Here is a 17,256-nt window from a genome sequence, read left to right on the forward strand (position 1 = left end):
TGCAAGGGGGATTCGCAACGAGAGAGCAAAAGAATAGCAACATTTTAAACTTGTTACATCTCTGTCATGGGCAACCTCTGTCACCACACCGAAATAACCGGAACTTTTTTGGGTTTATCTGTTGATAAGCGAACTTTTTGTGGCATAGAACAATGCTTTAAGGGTTCAGATCATCGTAAGTTCATAACGCGATTCACCTTCCATAACTAACACACTAAATACATAGATAACACATTTATTATCAAATAGTTGATGCTTCGACTTCCCTTTATGCATAGCTGTTATTTTGAGTTCTTCAAATATGGGCTAAAATGTGTTGTGTCTTTTAACTTTTTTGTGGATAAATTACTAACTCGAATTTAGATAACTCTAATGGAAACAGCATTATCACTTTTGGCATTTTTTTTTGGGTCATTTTGGACAGTTGTCAACTATCTATTCGGGCACAGGCAGAAACACGTAAGGCTGCTAAATAGCAGCCTTACAAGTCAGTCATACCATAAAGTAAACTCCTAAGTTGATAACACACAAACTAATGTTGCGCTAGCATATAGACAACATTATCTAATTTGTTTCTTTTATTGACGAATCTACATCTTCCAAAACAGTATCAGATATATTGTTCATTTTAACAATTCCTTCTTTCGCAAGAAACAATAATATTGGATCCAACCACTCATTTATCGGCAATCGTTGAATGAATCCATGATCTCCTTTGGGAAACAAATGTAATTGAGCATCAACTCCATTTCGTTGCAGAGCTTTATAAAATTCAATACTATTGGCTACATCCACAATCCCATCATCTCCCGTATGCGTTAAATAAGTAGGAGGGGTATTAGCATCCACTTGCTCTTCATTGGAAAAGAACAGGACCTTGTCCATAGATGGCCCATCACCCAATAAGCTAACTCTGGATCCCCGGTGGGTCAAACTATTGTCCATACTAATAACAGGATAGAGCAATATCATAAAGTCAGGTCTCAAATTAGTCTTCTCTTTATTGGGGATATAATTGGTTGCAAAATGTGTACCGAGCGTCGAGGCTAAATGGCCGCCAGCAGAAAAACCGACTAATCCTATTTTATTGGTGTCCAAGCCCCATTCTCCTGCACGTTGCCGCACCAATTTTATGGCCTGCTGCGCATCCTGCAAAGGGGCCATACTTTTATCGCGCATTGTGGTTTCATTTGGCAACCGATATTTAACTACAAAGGCAGCAAATCCTTTTTTCGTAAATGCTTCAGCAATAGGAGTACCTTCGGTTGAGGTCGCAAGAAAACTATAAGCCCCACCGGGAAAAATGATCACGGCTGAATGATTTATTTTTGCCTTAGGTGGCAGATACAGCGTTATTACCGGTTCATCACTGATATCCTTCGTCCCAATGCTATTTATTATAGAATCTCCATACAGTGGTATCTTTACCTGACTGTATAGCTGAAGCATTGACAACAACATTAAACCCAATACTCCTAAAATTCTGAGCATTATTCCGAAGTTTAAATATAACGTACTATAAAAGTATTATTTTTTTATCGCCAGGTTGGAACCGTGGCTTTCATCTTTCCTATTATCTCCTGAAACTCCCGAACTCTATCAGGGTCTTTATCATCCACTGACAACTGAACTGCTTTTTCCTCCCATTCAATTGCCTCCTTTGTTCTACCTGCTTTATATAAGAGATTTGCATAAGTATCTATTACCGAGGCCATATTAAATCCTTTTAACCCCTCCTTTTCCAAGGCATCAACTATTGACCTGGCATAAACAATTCCCTTATCGATCACATCTTTGTCATCACTATTCACAAAAATTATATACCATATCGCTTCATTTACGTCAAGAGCTCCCATCCCAGTTTTAGCAAAACCGTAGCGTTCATTTCTTTTTATAAAGTATTGAGCCGCCATACGCCAATCCTTTCGATAGTTATAATACCAGATCACCTGCGAGTCTAAAATAACCTCATCAGCCAATTCTGCATCATACTTTGTTCTAATAACGTCAGTCATCTTCTTCCAATCTGGCCGATCTGATATCGGCTCACTTTTCGTCCAGTGTTCCGGATCCTTCCATAACTTTGGATATATGTCCTCTTTTGACACTATATACTTCACCATGGAATGTGCAAACCCTTTTGAATGCACCATCGTATCTATGTCGCCCTGCCTGTGGTATAACAAACTGAATAGCTTACTCTTTGATGTGACTAACTTGGGATAAGAAGCAAGAAACTGAATTGTTTCCCGAGTATACAACTTATCGTCGCTCATTGTCTCCAGGTAGTTGACCAAATAATCCCGGGCAATAGAGTCGACCTGATCTTTTTCACCTATTCCTGTTGCTATATTCATTAAATAGTTCGCTACCTTGTAATCCCTTTTGCCTTCGTTATACTCATTAAGTAAAGTGTAATACTGTCTTTGAGGGTTAGTGGCGTCTTCTGCCAGCGCAATAAAATCGTCGATGTTTTTATATCCTATTGCCCTGTGAACGATTTTTCCATCCGGCGAAAAAAAAAGAAAAGTGGGAAATGCGCTTATGCTAAATTCCTTCATTATCGCCCTCGCATCATCATACCAAAATTTCACACGTGAGTCATCTATTTTCGACGTGTCCATCTGAACCTTCACAGAAATAAATTTACTATTAAGGGAGTTGCCAACCTTTTCATTGGGATAAACTTCCCTATCCATAGCCCTACAAGGTCCGCACCATGTGGTATATGCATCTACAAATATGTACTTATTTTCGGCTCTTGCTCTTTCCTTTATCTGTTGCCAGTTCAATTGCTTTTCGAAACTCACGCCTCTCCCGGTAACCTTATACGCCGGACCTACCTTATAATTAGAATATACAATACCAGGTAGCAATGTCAATAAAACGAATATTAGAAGTTTCATGTTCCTCATAATAATTGTAAACGTTCATTCTATAAACGCACTTGAGCATAACATGTACTACCTCAACTAAGTATTTCCACTTGCACCAACTAAGTATTTCTATTTTATAAATACTTACAAAAACATAAACGGCCTCCATTAGTAGATGGAGGCCGTTTTATCTATTTTCCATGAGCTTAGTAGCCCTGGGTTTGATCTAAATTTTGAGCACGCTGTAATTCTAATACCGATACGGGGTAAAACTGCCAACTAGATTTCCATACACCTCCCTTCCTGGGTGTTATTGCGTTCATAATATCGTCCACCTTTTTGGCTCTCTTTATATCAAGCCAACGATGCCCACACTCCGTGAATAACTCAACTTGTCTTTCGTGAAGGATATCACCTAACAGTAATTCGGGATTGCTATCATTTATATCAGCCAATCCAGCCCTTCGTCTAATTTCGTTTAAATCAGCCTTCGCTCCTGGTACGTTTCCATTCTTTACCCTGGCCTCCGCTCTGATGAGGTACTGTTCCGCCAATCTCAGCATTGTAGAATATTCCGTAACCGGTTCATTTAGCTTCTCAACCTTATACTTATAAGGAAAAAAATAGGCGATATTGTCTGCCATTACACTATCTACCCAATCGATCTTGCGAAGATCTCCCTTTTCAAAGCTATTAAGCAACGTATCACTTAAAAAAACAGGCCATCTATCAGCATTGGGGCCTGTCTCCGGAATTATAAACATTCTCGCCTCCTGCGTATTTTCACCCAATGCAGTAGGTTGCAATTGCCAGATTGATTCCGCACTACCCTTTTTAAAAACATCATTAAGTTCAACCAATTTATACATCGCAACATTTTCAATTAAGTTTGTTGCCATTTTTTCAGCATTTGGAAAATCTCCTTTATATAGATATACTCTTGCCAATAATGCTGTGGCCGACCATTTGTTGGGTCTGCTTCTATCGGCGGTTTCACTCCTTATATCCCCGGACAAATAAATATCGGCCAATGATTGTCGGGCATCATCCAAATCCTGAATAATTTGATTATATACTTCCTCTTTGGATGCACGAGACAATAAAGCATTTTCTTCCCAATTTGTTGTTAATGGCAGCGGTACATCACCGTATAAGTTAACGAGATAAAAGAAAGAGAAAGCCCTTAGAAATTTCGCTTCCCCTAATAATCGTTGTTTTACAACTGGAGACAGTGTTCCAGAGCTGGTCAATCCTTCAACGGCGGAATTACAACTGTATATTATACTATAAAATACTCCCCAAAAATCAACAACTACTGTTTCAGACAAAGAATTTCTATATGTAGATAAATAAGTAGTGTTTGTTACACTGGAGTAGAGAGAGAGTTCATCGGCGGATAGCGCGGGAATGACTGACAGTGAAAGAACTGATCCATTTGCTATAATAGAATTGTTGCTCATCTTCGAGTAAATCCCAGTTAAAACAGATGCTGCAGTTACGTCACTAGCATATATATTACCTTCATTAATACTAGTAATCGGTGGTTCAACCGTTATAAACTTTTTACAGGAAGTATGAAACAGAAGTATTAAAATAACTCCTGCAAATCTACTGACAAGCCCAAACCTTCCATATATTATCTTAAATTTATTATCCATTGTTACGTGTTTTAATTTAAATCAAAAGAATATCTATTAAATTAATCACAATGTTGCCTGAATTCCAACTGTAATCATTCTTAGCGGAGGCAAACTAATTGTGTTTCCATTCTCCGGATTTAATCCTGTATACTTCGTTATAGTAAATAAATTTTGCGCCTGGGCATATATCCTACAATTTCTTAAATGCATTTTCTTCTTTAAACCGTAAGGCAACTCATAAGATAATGACACGTTTTTCACTCTAATAAAGGAGGCATCTGCATATGCCGCATTACTTACATTCGATGCATAGTAAAAAGGTAAAAACAGAGCATAGTTTGAATTATATCTTTGGCTCTTCGCGACATCCCCTGGCTTCTGCCACCGATCCACTAGCGCTACTGGTTGATTCGCATTCAAGACTCCCGGCACATCCCCCAATCCTAATGAGTAATCCCGACCTGTTTGCTTTACAAACTGCAAAAGAACATCTAACTCAATTCCTTTGTAACTTAGGCTATTTCTAATGCCACCGTAATATTTTGGATCAACATTTATCAACTGTGTCTGATCAGTTGAAAAATCGGGATATGTGGTTGGTTCCTCTTTGGCATTTCGAAACTGATACTCTCCCGTTGCAGGATTCACACCTGATAAATTATATGCACGAATAATGGAGACAGGTTTTCCTATAACTAGAACGTCCGCCAGCGTAGATGTTTCTAAATTTGGAAATTCAATCAATTTATTTCTGGGTATAGTTAAGTTAAAACCAGTTGACCAATTGAAATTATTTGCCTTTATATTCACAGTATTTATGGAGAACTCCCAGCCAAAATTCCCCACAGTTGCAGGAAAGTTGATTGCAGAAATAGAGCCAAACCCTGTGATAGCCGGCAAGCTATAAGACAATAATTGATTGGAAGAGCGGTTCTGATAATAATTTGCAATTAACATAATACGATCTCCGATCAATCCCAGGTCGAGGCCAAACTGCACCTTTTTTGTCTCCTCCCATTGTAAATGAGGATTAGGAATACTAGTAACCTCCATACCTGTAAATCCCTGGTAAGGTACTCCTAAAGTTATTGTTCGATATAAGTTAAGATACTGATAATCACCTATTTGATCATTACCACTGGTACCATAACTGCCTCTCAATTTACCAAAGCTAACAAATGGCAGGTGATCACGTATCAGGCGTTCACCTGAAAAAACCCACCCTAGTCCAACAGATCCAAAATTGTGCAGCTGGTTTTCCGATCCAAAACGGCTGCTCCCATCTCTGCGGGCCGTCAAATTCAGCAAATATTTATCCTTCCAATTATAAGTCAGTCGTCCGAATGCTGCACTATATTTGTAAACAGATGTAAGGGTTGCAGCAACAGTTACGTTCGAGGCGGACTTAATATCTTCAAGTACCGCATCGCTGTTAAAACCGGCAGCACTGAATTCTTGTCTGTTATTACTATTCTGCTGAAACGTTGCTCCAAGTAAAACCTCCAGTTGTCCTTTTCCTATCTTACGCTTATAAACGCCCTGGGGCTCAATAATCCAAGAATTAATGTACCCATCACCATAGCTGGCACTTCTTTGAGCAGTGGGTCTTATTTCTGGCGCCGACACCTCTAATGTCTGAGTGGAAATTTCGTCTGATCTAAGAGTTGTGTAATTAAAACTTGATCTGATTTCAAAATCGGGTAATAATTGATAACTTAACGTAAGACTACTTATTAAATTAGTAGTTCTATTCCTATACTTCCGGTTTAACTGCGCAAGTGGATTGAAGAACGTAGAAGAACCAGAAGCATTCGGCATCCAATTTATACTACCATCCTGATTATAAAGATTTGGTGCATTTGGAGCAAGCGATAAAGCCGTGGAAGTATAATCTGTGCCCATCAACTTATTGTTATCTATAAGATAGTTACCTGTGAAGAGCACCTGAAATTTCTGATTAATTGAGGTATTTCGGATATTAATATGAAAACTTCCTTTTTCATCGGCAAAATCACCTGGAAAAACTGTTGTTTCCCTATGATATCCACTTCCGATCAAAAACTGAGTATTCACAGTACCACCGGCAACTGATGCTTGTACATCTGTATATTTTGCTGTTCCTCCAATTAGCTCCTTCTGCCAATCTGTATAACGCGTTGTATCCCAGAGACCATTAATATCATAATCGGTAGCGAAAATGGGATCATTATCATTTTTTTTTGCCTCTCTGCGCATAGTCAGATATTGCTGGGTATTCATCAAGTCCAATTTTCTTGTAACTTTTCCCCAGCCTGTTTGCATATTTACACTTACAGTTGTTTCCCCTGACTTTCCCTTTTTTGTAGTAATAAGTATCGCTCCGTTGGCAGCACGCGAGCCATAGATTGCCGTCGCATCAGCATCCTTTAATACATCTATTGATTCAATATCCGCTGGGTTAATGAAGCTTAGGGGATTTCCACTTCCGCTATTCACACCGTTTAGCAGAGCCCCTCCAGAGCTTCCTAAAATATTGGTAGCTAGTGTAGGCAACAGTTGAGAAGTATAAGGAACACCATCAATTACATATAGCGGGTCATTACCTTTTGTTATACTGTTCTGCCCTTGTATGCGAACAGTAACTCCACTATTAGGCAACCCGGTTGATTGAGTAATAAATAAGCCCGGCACCCTTCCCTGTAGAGCCAGTAAAGGATTTCCCACTGGCTGTTTTTCGATCTCCGACGCTTTAATGGTTACAGTATTACTTGTACTTAACCGTTTAGTGGTTGTCCCATAAGGAATAACCACTTGCTCATCAAGAATATTTATCATCACATTCAACTGCGCCAATATCGTCTTTCCCCTCACCGGCACCTCTCTCGTCTGAAACCCAATGGAACTAATCACCAACGCCGCATTCCCCTTCACATTCGCCAAACTAAAATTCCCCTCCGGATCCGTTGTCGCACCATTAGTCGTCCCCTTCACAACCACCGTCGCCCCAATTATCGGCTTCCCATCCGCATCCGTCACCTTCCCCGTCAACGATTGCCTCACAATCGTACTATCTCCCTCGCTGGGACTTTTTTTTGGCCTGTCCGATTCCTTCTTAATAAAGATGAGTATACTCTCATCATCCAGCTGCCATTCCAGATTCTTCCCACGAAGAATAATATCCATTACCTGTCCCAACGGTGTACTATTAAAGTTCACCGTCACTTTTTCCTTCGTATCTATCTTAGTTGCGGCTACATTATACATAGCAATGTAACCGGTCTGTTTCTGAATAGCCTTGAACACCTGGCCAAGTGGTACATTAGTTCCGGAATAAGTTACCGTAAGATCTTGTGAAGTTGGCTGCCGGGCGGCTTGAAGATGGTTGGCGAAAGGAGAGCAGGCTAAAACAAGTGCAGTTAAAAGAAGCTTGTAAAAAATACAGCTCCTGCGATGTAGCGTTGGTTGCATATAACTCTTTTAATTTAAGAGATGATCGACAAAATGTGTTTCGTACGCCTGTAAGCGGTATAGGTCCCAATAAATGTTCACATGACGTTCTGATCATAAAACGCAGGTAAAATTCCCACGTACCACCTTTGCGTAAGTTATTTTTTTGAATTCATCATTAAGTATTTGTTAATTGTTCATTAACATTTAAACGAAAGAGGAGTTTCATTGAATAACATTCAAAAAAAGAGCAACACATTAAAATATCGCGAATCTGAAAGCTTGTTTTTATATGAGATATAAAATTTATCTAAAACGGGTCTTATGCTTATTTTACTCGTTTGTAGTCGTGCAGACTATCCCGTTAACGAACCGTTCACAAATTTGTTAACGAAAAATTCACTTAAACGTGTATTTTGTGCGCTAACTTTAACCAGCAACGGTTTTTATAGTGTGTTGGCTAATGGTTACGGCGAGAATATTTGGGGATTGTCATAACTATCTCGGGGGACGAAAGAACACAAACATCCATTTAATCTAAGTTTAACTTCCTGCTCATTCGAACGCTAGTGCTAAGGCAGAACAGCCATAGCAGCGGCATTAGTAATAATGCGGGAAAATTGTTTTGTGAATGAAAGACGATCAACCAATCTGTTACTCCTCTCCTATGCCTTTGGTTAGCTATGCTGTGAAACCCGCATTATGTGTCAATCATGTCAAAGATGCCAGGTAACGAACAGGATAGACTCTTACTAGAACAGCTAAAAGCAGGCGACTCCAGCGCTTTTACTACCTTGTATAACACGCACCGCAAATGGCTTGCCATTGCTGCGATGACCATACTCGAAGACGAAGAAGAAGTGCAGGATCTAATCCAGGATTTCTTCATCGATTTCTGGTCTAACCAACGCTTCCGCCAGATAGGCCCTCCCTACAACATAAAAGCATATCTGCACCTGAGCATACGCAACCGCTGCTTTGATAAAGTACGGCGGAAAAAAGTACGTCAGAAAAGGATGGAACGCATCTCCATGATATACGAGCCCCTGTACCTGCCGGAAGACAGGCTTGCCAACCAGGAGCTAAGGCTGCAATTGAACAATGCCATTGATCAAGTCCCGCCCATGAGCGCCCAGGTTTTCCGGCTTACCTACCTGGAGCAGAAATCACGCAATGAAATAGCTTCCCAGATGGGCATCAGCCCCAACACCGTGCGTAACCAGCTGGTACGCGCCGTAAAGATCCTGCGGCAACGCTTACAAAATATTTGATACTGAGATAGTCCGGAAGCGGTCTGAAATGCGTTTATTGAGTTAACATGCGATTAAGCGAGGAATATATACACCAGTTGATCACAGGCAAACTTGCGGGCACCCTTAGCGAGGAAGAAGACATTTGCCTGGAACAACTGATCAGCGAAGATGAAGCCGTGAAGAGAGAATTTGAGCGCATCAAAAGTTTATTCAACTCTCACGATATTGCCACCAACTTTAGCCGAGTGGAAAGTTGGGACTGGGCGGAAGGTGAAGACCTGCTGGCCCGATCCCAACACGTCCGCCGGAATAACAGGCGGGTACTGGTATACGCCTCCGCCGCAGTGCTCAGCTGCCTATGTGTTGGCATTTATTTCCTGAATAATAAAGACAAGGCGCCGGCGCCCATGGCCCGCCTGGCCACCAATAAGGACGCTATTGAGCTGAAACTGTCCAGCGGTGACGTGATCAACCTCTCCCAGGCTACAGATAGCAATATTAACATAGGCAGCACCCAGCTGCTGAACCGTAATAAAACGCTGTCCCTGACGGCGGATGCCAATACCGCTACTCATTCAAATAGCGTGAGCATGAACAGCCTTACCGTACCCATAGGTAAGGATTACCGCATTGTGCTCTCCGACGGCAGCAAGGTGTGGCTGAACGCCGCTACCAAACTGCAATTCCCCTTCTCTTTTAGCGGCAATACCCGCGAAATAAGCGTAAACGGGGAAGCTTTTATAGAGGTAGCCCAGAATGCGGCTAAACCCTTTATCGTACACATACCCGGCGGCGCCGTGCGCGTACTGGGCACCACCTTTAACGTAAACAGCTACGACTCCAGCCAGGTACGCGTAGCGCTGGTAGACGGGGCCGTGAACTTTAAGACCCCCACCGGCGAAACGCCTATCAAACCCGGCATGGAGGCCCTATACACCCGCAACGACAATGCCCCTACCCTTCATAAGTTCGATGAGAACGAAGTGCTGGGCTGGCGCATGGGCAAATACTATTTTACAGAAGCCACCTTTGACGATATCGTAAAAGTGCTGCCGCGCTGGTTTGGCGTAAAAGTAGTAATAGAAAATGCCGCCATGCGGGAACAACGCTTCTCAGGAATGGTGAACCGGAATAAACCCATTACCGTATTCCTGCAGAAGATGAAGAAGATCATGAACGTAGACTATTATTTTGACGAAGAAGGGGTATTGCATTTTAAATAATGCAGCCCCAATGACCTGTATCCGTTTGTTTTAGCAAAATACCTCCCCAAATGAGTCTCTCCGGACTATTTCCCTATCATATCATTATCAGAATAGTACGCGTTTTTTTAGAATGCGTTTTTGGGATTGATTATCATTCATCACATCGAAACAATACAATAACCTCATGCTCCCTCAAGTAACAATGCTCCCATTTGATGCCGACGAATTCCTGGAACTCTTACTTCGCCAGCAGGCAGGTTTTACTTCCAGATGGGAAAACGACTATATCCGGCGCACCTTACAGGATAATCCCATGGCCCAGCAACTGCTGGCAGCCGCCCGGGAAACCTTTCCAAACGAAGAATTTGCAATAGTCCCCAAACAGTCCAACCGGAAAATGATCTGCTACGCCTCGATCTTTATGCTGCTGGTAGTAAGCAGCGGCCTGTTCTCTATGTGGTACCAAAACTACCGCACCAGCACCGTGCAGCCGGCCACCAAAGAATACCTGTTCCGCGCAGTAACGCTGACTGAACTGGGCCTTATCATCCAGGCACAGTATGGCGTACAGGTAAAGATCGACAGCCGCGAAATAGCGGAACAACATTTCTCCGGTGTTATCAATGATAAACAATCCTTACAGCACCTGCTGGAAGACATTACCCGCAGCGGCCGTATCCGATATTATTTTGACAGCACCGGCGCTGTACACCTCAGGTGATTACCAGGGATGCCCCTCCGGCGGCTGCCACTTCCGTTGCCGTGTACGCAGCGCCCACCGGGTATACCAGGGTAATACGCCATTACATTTGCGGATAAACCGGTCCGAGAGATCGACCCGGGAGAAAAAGGCGTGATATACCGCATCATTATACGTAGTACCCAACCCAAACTTGTTGTGCTCCGGATGATGCAGGTACCATTGCTCCTCCTCGATATGCGTAGGCCACCAGTACTTCACCTGTCCCCCGTTTTTGATGATCTGTTCCGTGAGGTTCTGACCAGCGTCCATATCGCCTTTCATACGCATATCCGGGTAACCCAATTGCCGCAGATAAGCCGTAGACACCCCAAAGAAAAAAGGCGAGATATACAGGTTCTGCGCATTACGCAGATGATTGGCCGTTTGCGCGGCGCCGGCAATGGTATGCGGCTCCTGCAGATCATGCAGCAAAAGTTTGAGCCAGTCCTTTCTTAGGGGGATACAGTCAATATCAAAAAAGATGAGATAGTCCGTATCCTGCACCGTACGGCAGATATGGTTAAGGAAATCCCCATGACTGAATGCCTCGTTCACAATATGCGCTATTTCATAACCAAAATGTTTAAATACCGCCCGCTGGTACATAGGTACCCGTGGGTTTACAAAACGGTTGTAGAAGGAAAAGATCTTATAGGTCATTTTGATGCTGAATAAATCGTTTAATGATCGTTTTTACCGGGTCTGCTTTCATAGTAAAAGGCGCCAGGTAAAAGAATACCAGGCGTTCATCCGTAAGGTTGCGGCTGGAGAGCCCGAGGCGGGCAAACAAGATCCTGAACGGCCCCAAGAGCAACAGCCGCCATCTGTTTTTATGCTGGTTGCGCTTTTGCAGGATAAGGGCCTTATCATATTCTGACAATACCGTACGGGACGCCAGGATACCCTGCATCAACCGTTCCCGGTAATTGAACGTAAGACGCTCTTGTGGGATAAAATGATGTATCTTTAAACACTGCTCGTAATAGAGGGTATAGCCCCAAAGGAGCAGCCGTTTACAATACTCAAAGTCATCCCCCGTGCTGAGAGAGCTGCCATGGCGGCCATTCAGCAAAGACGGGTAACGCTCATCGAACACCTGGAGAAACAAATGCCGCCGGGTGATCATCCCGGCCCCCAGCACAAACCCGCGGTGTGATACATCGCCGGACTGGGGGGCGGGAACCCCGGTGGCATATTTGTCTTTGTACTCCTCGAACCAATCCGGCCAGGAGGCGGCATCCGTTACCGGATGGATCTGCCCGCCGGCCGCCCCGATCCGGTCGTCTTTGGCCATTACCTTCCAGGCCTGATACACATAATCCTTATCCAGCTCATTATCATCATCACAGAACATTACCACCTTATAACGCGCTTCCAATACCCCTCTCATCCGTGCAAAGTACTGCCCGGGTATAGGTTCCTCCACAATACGGCATACCGTACGGGTAGGAAACTCCCTACTCCAGATAGACTGCGCCACCGCCACCGTATCATCCGTAGACGCATTGTTGACCAGTACGATCTCCCATTTGAAATCCGGCGGCGCTACCTGCGCCTGTAAACACGCCAGTGTACGCGGCAAACGGGCCGCGCTGTTATAACAGCATATGATCACGGTGATCCCCTTCATGCAACGTGCAGGTATTTTATGATGCCACGCACCAGCGGCGGCAGCGGTTTATTCAATGCCTGGTAGGTACCCGCCTGCGTAGCGATAAACTCCACCAGCTGAAAGGTCTTGAACGGCCGGCGGCTGCACCTGGCCAATACATACTGTTCCAATGCCCGCCAGGAGAATGCAGAAGCGGGCATCAGCTGCCGCTCCAGCTGCTCCTGCAGATCCGGAAATACCTCTAACCAACTGGGGGCATAACAGGCAAAAGCGCCATATACCAGGCGGCGGAGATAGGCCACATTGGCCCGGCTGCCAGGGATGATATGGGTGAGCTGCAGCTCCGGCGCTACGCCGGCGGCATACCCTTCCCGCAGGCAGAGCAATACCATCTGTGTGTCTTCTCCGCTGGTCAATAAATGCCCCTTACGGCCGGATAAGGTAAAAGTGCCCAAACGGGCAAACTGCGCGTATTGTTTTAAGATAGCCGCCTTTGTACACAACCCTGTACCAAAAGGGTAACAGGGTTGCCAGTCCGGCTCAAAAGCATAGTTGACCTTACGCTCGTTCCGCTGCTGGAAAGCGCCGCGGGCAAACTCCTCTATCTCCGGGCTGATGCCGTCAATAAAATCCACCTGCACCTTACCCGGCCCCCAGGCGCCCACCATGGGGTACATGATATGCAGCCGGTTGAGCTGCTGCAGATAGCTGCTTTCCGGTTCGTTGTCGTAATCAAAATATACGATGTATTCGCCGCGGGCAGCGCCAATGGCGGCAATACGGGCATAACTTACACCCTGCTGCGGCTCCGCGATGATATGCAGATCCGGCAGCTGACGTAAAAAGGCCTGTATATAAGGTTGAGAGATGAGGGGGATGGTACAGTTGTTATCTACCAGGATCACCTCTGTATTAAAACCGGTGGTATCCAGCGCTGCGATGGCTTGCAGACAGCGTTGGAGGATACGCTCTTCCGGGTTATACGTACAGATGACCAGCGAGTAGCGGATATGTTCATGTACTAATGACATCGGCGCTATTATTGCGTTGGGGATCTTTTTTAAACAGGTTACGGGCCCAGCGTTTGAACCGTCTGCGGAGCAGTTTGTCCTTCTCAAATTTCCGCCATTTCTCCGCCAGGAAAAAGTCTTTTGCCAGGAAAAAATAATCGGCGTCCTTTTCCGGGATGACCAGATCCGGATGCACCAGTGGCCTGGGCAGTACGCCGGTGGGCAACGCCGCATGATCTTTCCAGCTATGATAGGTATGCGTTGCATCTGCCCGGAAACCCAGGTTGGAGACCAGGTTCACATTAGGCGTAATACATAACCCATGCTGGAAAAAGGTGGTGAAATTGAACTGATAATCCCAGGAGTCGATCCCGCCCCGTTGCAGGCGTTTGAAGATATCGACCCAGCCGGCTACCAGGAAGCGGTCTGTAAAAATATGCCGGAGCTGCCGCCCCACTTCCGCTGCTTCATGACCAGCCAGGTGCACATCATAATGCTGCCAGGCGCGGCGCCAGCTGGCCCAACCCCAGATATGGCTGTACTCAGAAAAATAGTAGCTACCCCTGCCCCGCTGTTGCCCCATCTGCAGGTTAGTACCGGTGATGTTCATCATCCGGGTATCATCCCGGTAACGCATGAGCATGGCATCGCAGAAATAGAAGAAGTCGTTTGCCGGCAGGCAATCATCTTCCAGAATGATCCCTTCCTCCTCCTGTTCAAAGAACCAGGTAATGGCCTCTGCCACGGCTATCTTACAGCCTTTATTCTGCAGGTTAAACAGCTTATGTACCTGGCAAGGCCAGTTGATATTGTCGTAGATACGGCGGGCGGCCGCGCATAAGTCCTGGTCAGCAGCTACGCCCGGCCGGGGCCCATCCGCAGCAATGTATAAACGGGCGGGCTTTACTGCCTGCACCTGGCGGAAAACCTGTAGCGCCAGATCCGGCCGGTTAAAGGTGAGCAGCAGCACAGGAGATTGTACAGTATAACTCATGAAGGCGTACGGATAAATTCGTGAATATGGTTTTTCCAGAAAGCAGGGAACCGGGTCCAGGCATGACAGCCTAAAGGCAGCTGTCCGGTGAGCTGGTACAGGCGTTCCGGGTTCACTTCAAAACTGAACAAAGCGGCCGCCTCCGGCGGGGCTACTTTAAAAGAAGGGAAGAGGGCCGGTATTACCTCTGACCAGATAATATCCTCATTGAAGTAACCGCCTTTTAAATAACCGCGGAGATGATCATGATCCATTACGCTGCGCCAATTGGGGTTGACGACACGCCGCAGAAAAGGGAAGTTCACCAACAGGAACTTGTTTTTCTTCCACCAGGCCTTGTACAGCTGCAGCTTGTCCAGCATCACCCGGCAGGCGGTCACATTACGCATGGAGAACCCGGAATTGAGCGCGCCATGGAAAGGCGCATCCGGCGCCGCCTGCTGGTAGCCCTCAAAAATAGGGGCGCCAATATAGTCATAGTCAAAGCCGTGGTGCGCGGTGATGTCGTTGCTGAAGATGTAGGCGTCCAGCTCGTAGGTGAGCATGAACTGATAGTCGCGGAACAGCTCATAGAAGGAAGGATTTACCTTCATGCGGTTATACTGCTGCACCGATGATAGCCAGTTGGCTGGCACCCGTTTCAGTTTTAACTGCGGATGGATGTCCAGGTACTCCTCCGGCGAAAAGCCATCTGCTCCATGCAGGAGGTAGCAGTGATAATGTTGCAGGCGGTTGTAACATGCCTGTAATGAAATAGCTTCTTCTACAGTAAGGCGTGATTTATGAGCAGGGATGATCACGCATAATTTGGGATCGGCTCTCATGACAATCTGGGATTAATATGGTTAAATATAAGGTAATTTGTTGGGAATGAGGGGGATGGGGGATAGTTTTCCGCAAAGGGGCAATTGCGGCCATGCATGATTACCTTTGCACCGGATCGTGTTATCTAAACGCAAAAGAATGCAATGCTACAGTTGTAACACCACGCTGAACCGGCGTAACAAGTCAATAGAACATATCATCCCTAATGCCATAGGCGGCAAACGGAAAGCATATAACCTGTTATGTAAAACCTGCAATGAGGCCTTTGGTCAAACAATAGACAATGTGCTGGCTGCTCAACTGGGGCGTTTTGGTTATTTATTAAACATCCCGCTGGACCGCGGTACACACCCGGCAACCGCCCCCACGCAAACACCCTGGGTGAACCCTACCCACCCTGCCTATTATCGCGCCATTGCCAAGATCTGCCTGAACTATTACCTATCAAAAGGTTATCCCAGGCAATATTGTGAACAGGTAAAAGCTTTTGTAAAGGGCGAGCATACAAAGCCGGTTGCTTTTTACTACTTCCCGGACCATATTGTTCCGGAAACAGAAGAGGTGTCCCATATCATTCACCTGCACGGCAACAATAAAACAGGGGTGTTATATGCGTATATAGAATTATTTAACATGCAGCAGCTGGTGGTGATCTTTAGTATGGCCTATGAAGGGGAAGATATTGATGTTACCTATTGCCGGGATGTAGTAAAAGGTGAGGAAAGGACAGCCAGCATCCGGCTTGGATTAACCCGGCAACAGCTGGAAAGCTTGCCATCCAGCTCCACCGCCATGGAAGAAAGAATGAGCCTGCGGTATCAACGGTTGTTGACCATTATAGCAGACAAACAACGGCGTAATTAAAAAGGCCCCTGTTACGGGGCCTTTTGTATGATATCTTATTCTCCGCCCAGATAAAAATGAAAACTATCCCCTCGCAACCCTATCCGCATGGCTTCCAATGCGATCACTTCGTGAGATGAGATATTTCCCAGGTTGGCATTACAACCGATCAGATCCAGGAAATACAGCTGCTGGCTTTTGAGCGGCGCTTCCCAGATGATCTTTTCATGGGAGATCTGGGTCAGGATCTCCTGTACCAGGCCTTCGCGCACCTCGCCGGAATCGCGGTAGAGGCCTACGGTGCCGCTTTCGCGGGCTTCGGCAATGATGTACTGGGCGCCGGCAGACATTTCCGCTTTCATGAGCTCAATCCATTTATAAGGCGGCGTAATATGCTGACGGTCCTTATCCTTGGAGCCTACTTCGCTGAGCACGGTGCCCAGCTTGGACAGCTTCTCAATATACCCGCATTTCTCTGCATGGGGAATCTCGATGGAGCCGTCTGATACTTCGATATAGTTGATATTATATTCCTTGATGGCCCGGATATAGTCTTCGTACTGGTTACGCACCAGGAAAGCTTCGAACAGCAGGCCGCCAAAGTATACGGGAATATTATAAGACTGGTAGATCTTTATCTTTTCCCCCAGGTTAGGCGTTACGTAAGCGGTGCCAAAGGCCAGCTTTACAATATCCACATGCGGGGCGGCCACCGACAGGAAATCTTTGGTATCCTGCGGGCTTAAGCCTTTATCCGTGACCATGGTAAGCCCATAAGCGCGGGGCTGTTGCGTACGTGCCGGTATCTTCTCCAGGTTAAAATTCATAGC

At 45.2% G+C, this 17,256-nt stretch carries 14 protein-coding genes; 4 read left to right on the forward strand and 10 right to left on the reverse strand.

Features of this window, described 5'->3' with window-relative positions; all coding sequences use genetic code 11:
• Positions 1–564: 564 nt before the first annotated feature.
• From F0L74_RS27250 to F0L74_RS27265, 4 genes are all read right to left on the reverse strand, one after another.
• A complete protein-coding gene (locus F0L74_RS27250) occupies positions 565–1,491 on the reverse strand; it encodes an alpha/beta hydrolase (RefSeq protein WP_149841063.1) in 927 nt (308 codons plus the stop codon).
• Positions 1,492–1,535: 44 nt separating this feature from the next.
• Complete coding sequence (locus tag F0L74_RS27255; RefSeq protein WP_188316192.1) at positions 1,536–2,906, reverse strand: thioredoxin family protein; 1,371 nt, start codon at positions 2,904–2,906, stop codon at positions 1,536–1,538.
• A 176-nt stretch (positions 2,907–3,082) separates the two neighbouring features.
• Complete coding sequence (locus F0L74_RS27260) at positions 3,083–4,534, reverse strand: RagB/SusD family nutrient uptake outer membrane protein (protein ID WP_149841065.1); 1,452 nt, start codon at positions 4,532–4,534, stop codon at positions 3,083–3,085.
• Between the two features lie 45 nt (positions 4,535–4,579).
• Complete coding sequence (locus tag F0L74_RS27265; RefSeq protein WP_149841066.1) at positions 4,580–7,963, reverse strand: SusC/RagA family TonB-linked outer membrane protein; 3,384 nt, start codon at positions 7,961–7,963, stop codon at positions 4,580–4,582.
• A gap of 692 nt (positions 7,964–8,655) precedes the next feature.
• Here F0L74_RS27265 and F0L74_RS27270 point away from each other — a divergent pair.
• The 3 genes from F0L74_RS27270 (at position 8,656) to F0L74_RS27280 (ending at position 11,121) form a co-directional block, all read left to right on the forward strand.
• A complete protein-coding gene (locus F0L74_RS27270; protein ID WP_149841067.1) occupies positions 8,656–9,213 on the forward strand; it encodes an RNA polymerase sigma factor in 558 nt (185 codons plus the stop codon).
• 47 nt (positions 9,214–9,260) lie between these two features.
• Positions 9,261–10,418: a FecR domain-containing protein gene (locus F0L74_RS27275; RefSeq protein ID WP_149841068.1), complete on the forward strand. Its 1,158-nt coding sequence runs from the start codon at positions 9,261–9,263 to the stop codon at positions 10,416–10,418.
• A gap of 166 nt (positions 10,419–10,584) precedes the next feature.
• The gene (locus F0L74_RS27280; protein ID WP_149841069.1) at positions 10,585–11,121 is read left to right on the forward strand and encodes a DUF4974 domain-containing protein; all 537 of its coding nucleotides are present in this window, start codon (positions 10,585–10,587) and stop codon (positions 11,119–11,121) included.
• On the opposite strand, the gene F0L74_RS27285 is transcribed toward F0L74_RS27280, so the two are convergent.
• From F0L74_RS27285 to F0L74_RS27305, 5 genes are read right to left on the reverse strand one after another with little or no spacing between them, the layout of a single operon-like run.
• Positions 11,122–11,802 carry a hypothetical protein gene (locus F0L74_RS27285; protein ID WP_149841070.1) on the reverse strand — a complete coding sequence of 227 codons (681 nt, stop codon included), beginning with the start codon at positions 11,800–11,802 and terminating at the stop codon, positions 11,122–11,124.
• Entirely contained in the window at positions 11,792–12,772 is a 981-nt protein-coding gene (locus tag F0L74_RS27290; RefSeq protein ID WP_149841071.1) for a glycosyltransferase, read from the reverse strand. The genes F0L74_RS27285 and F0L74_RS27290 overlap by 11 nt, the downstream gene beginning before the upstream one ends.
• Positions 12,769–13,785 carry a glycosyltransferase gene (locus F0L74_RS27295; RefSeq protein ID WP_149841072.1) on the reverse strand — a complete coding sequence of 339 codons (1,017 nt, stop codon included), beginning with the start codon at positions 13,783–13,785 and terminating at the stop codon, positions 12,769–12,771. Before F0L74_RS27295 ends, F0L74_RS27290 begins: the two co-directional genes overlap by 4 nt.
• Complete coding sequence (locus F0L74_RS27300) at positions 13,769–14,758, reverse strand: nucleotide-diphospho-sugar transferase (RefSeq protein ID WP_188316193.1); 990 nt, start codon at positions 14,756–14,758, stop codon at positions 13,769–13,771. The genes F0L74_RS27295 and F0L74_RS27300 overlap by 17 nt, the downstream gene beginning before the upstream one ends.
• Positions 14,755–15,582, reverse strand: coding sequence for a DUF5672 family protein (locus tag F0L74_RS27305; protein ID WP_149841073.1), 828 nt, complete (start codon positions 15,580–15,582; stop codon positions 14,755–14,757). Before F0L74_RS27305 ends, F0L74_RS27300 begins: the two co-directional genes overlap by 4 nt.
• A gap of 139 nt (positions 15,583–15,721) precedes the next feature.
• Here F0L74_RS27305 and F0L74_RS27310 point away from each other — a divergent pair, with 139 nt between their 5' ends.
• Positions 15,722–16,447, forward strand: a complete 726-nt coding sequence (locus F0L74_RS27310) for an HNH endonuclease (RefSeq protein ID WP_149841074.1) — start codon at positions 15,722–15,724, stop codon at positions 16,445–16,447.
• 35 nt (positions 16,448–16,482) lie between these two features.
• Here the strand turns inward: F0L74_RS27310 and F0L74_RS27315 are convergent, their stop codons facing one another.
• Positions 16,483–17,253 carry a phosphosulfolactate synthase gene (locus tag F0L74_RS27315; RefSeq protein WP_149841075.1) on the reverse strand — a complete coding sequence of 257 codons (771 nt, stop codon included), beginning with the start codon at positions 17,251–17,253 and terminating at the stop codon, positions 16,483–16,485.
• Positions 17,254–17,256 lie beyond the last annotated feature (3 nt).

The organism is Chitinophaga agrisoli (genome assembly GCF_008386695.1).
GTDB lineage: Bacteria > Bacteroidota > Bacteroidia > Chitinophagales > Chitinophagaceae > Chitinophaga > Chitinophaga agrisoli.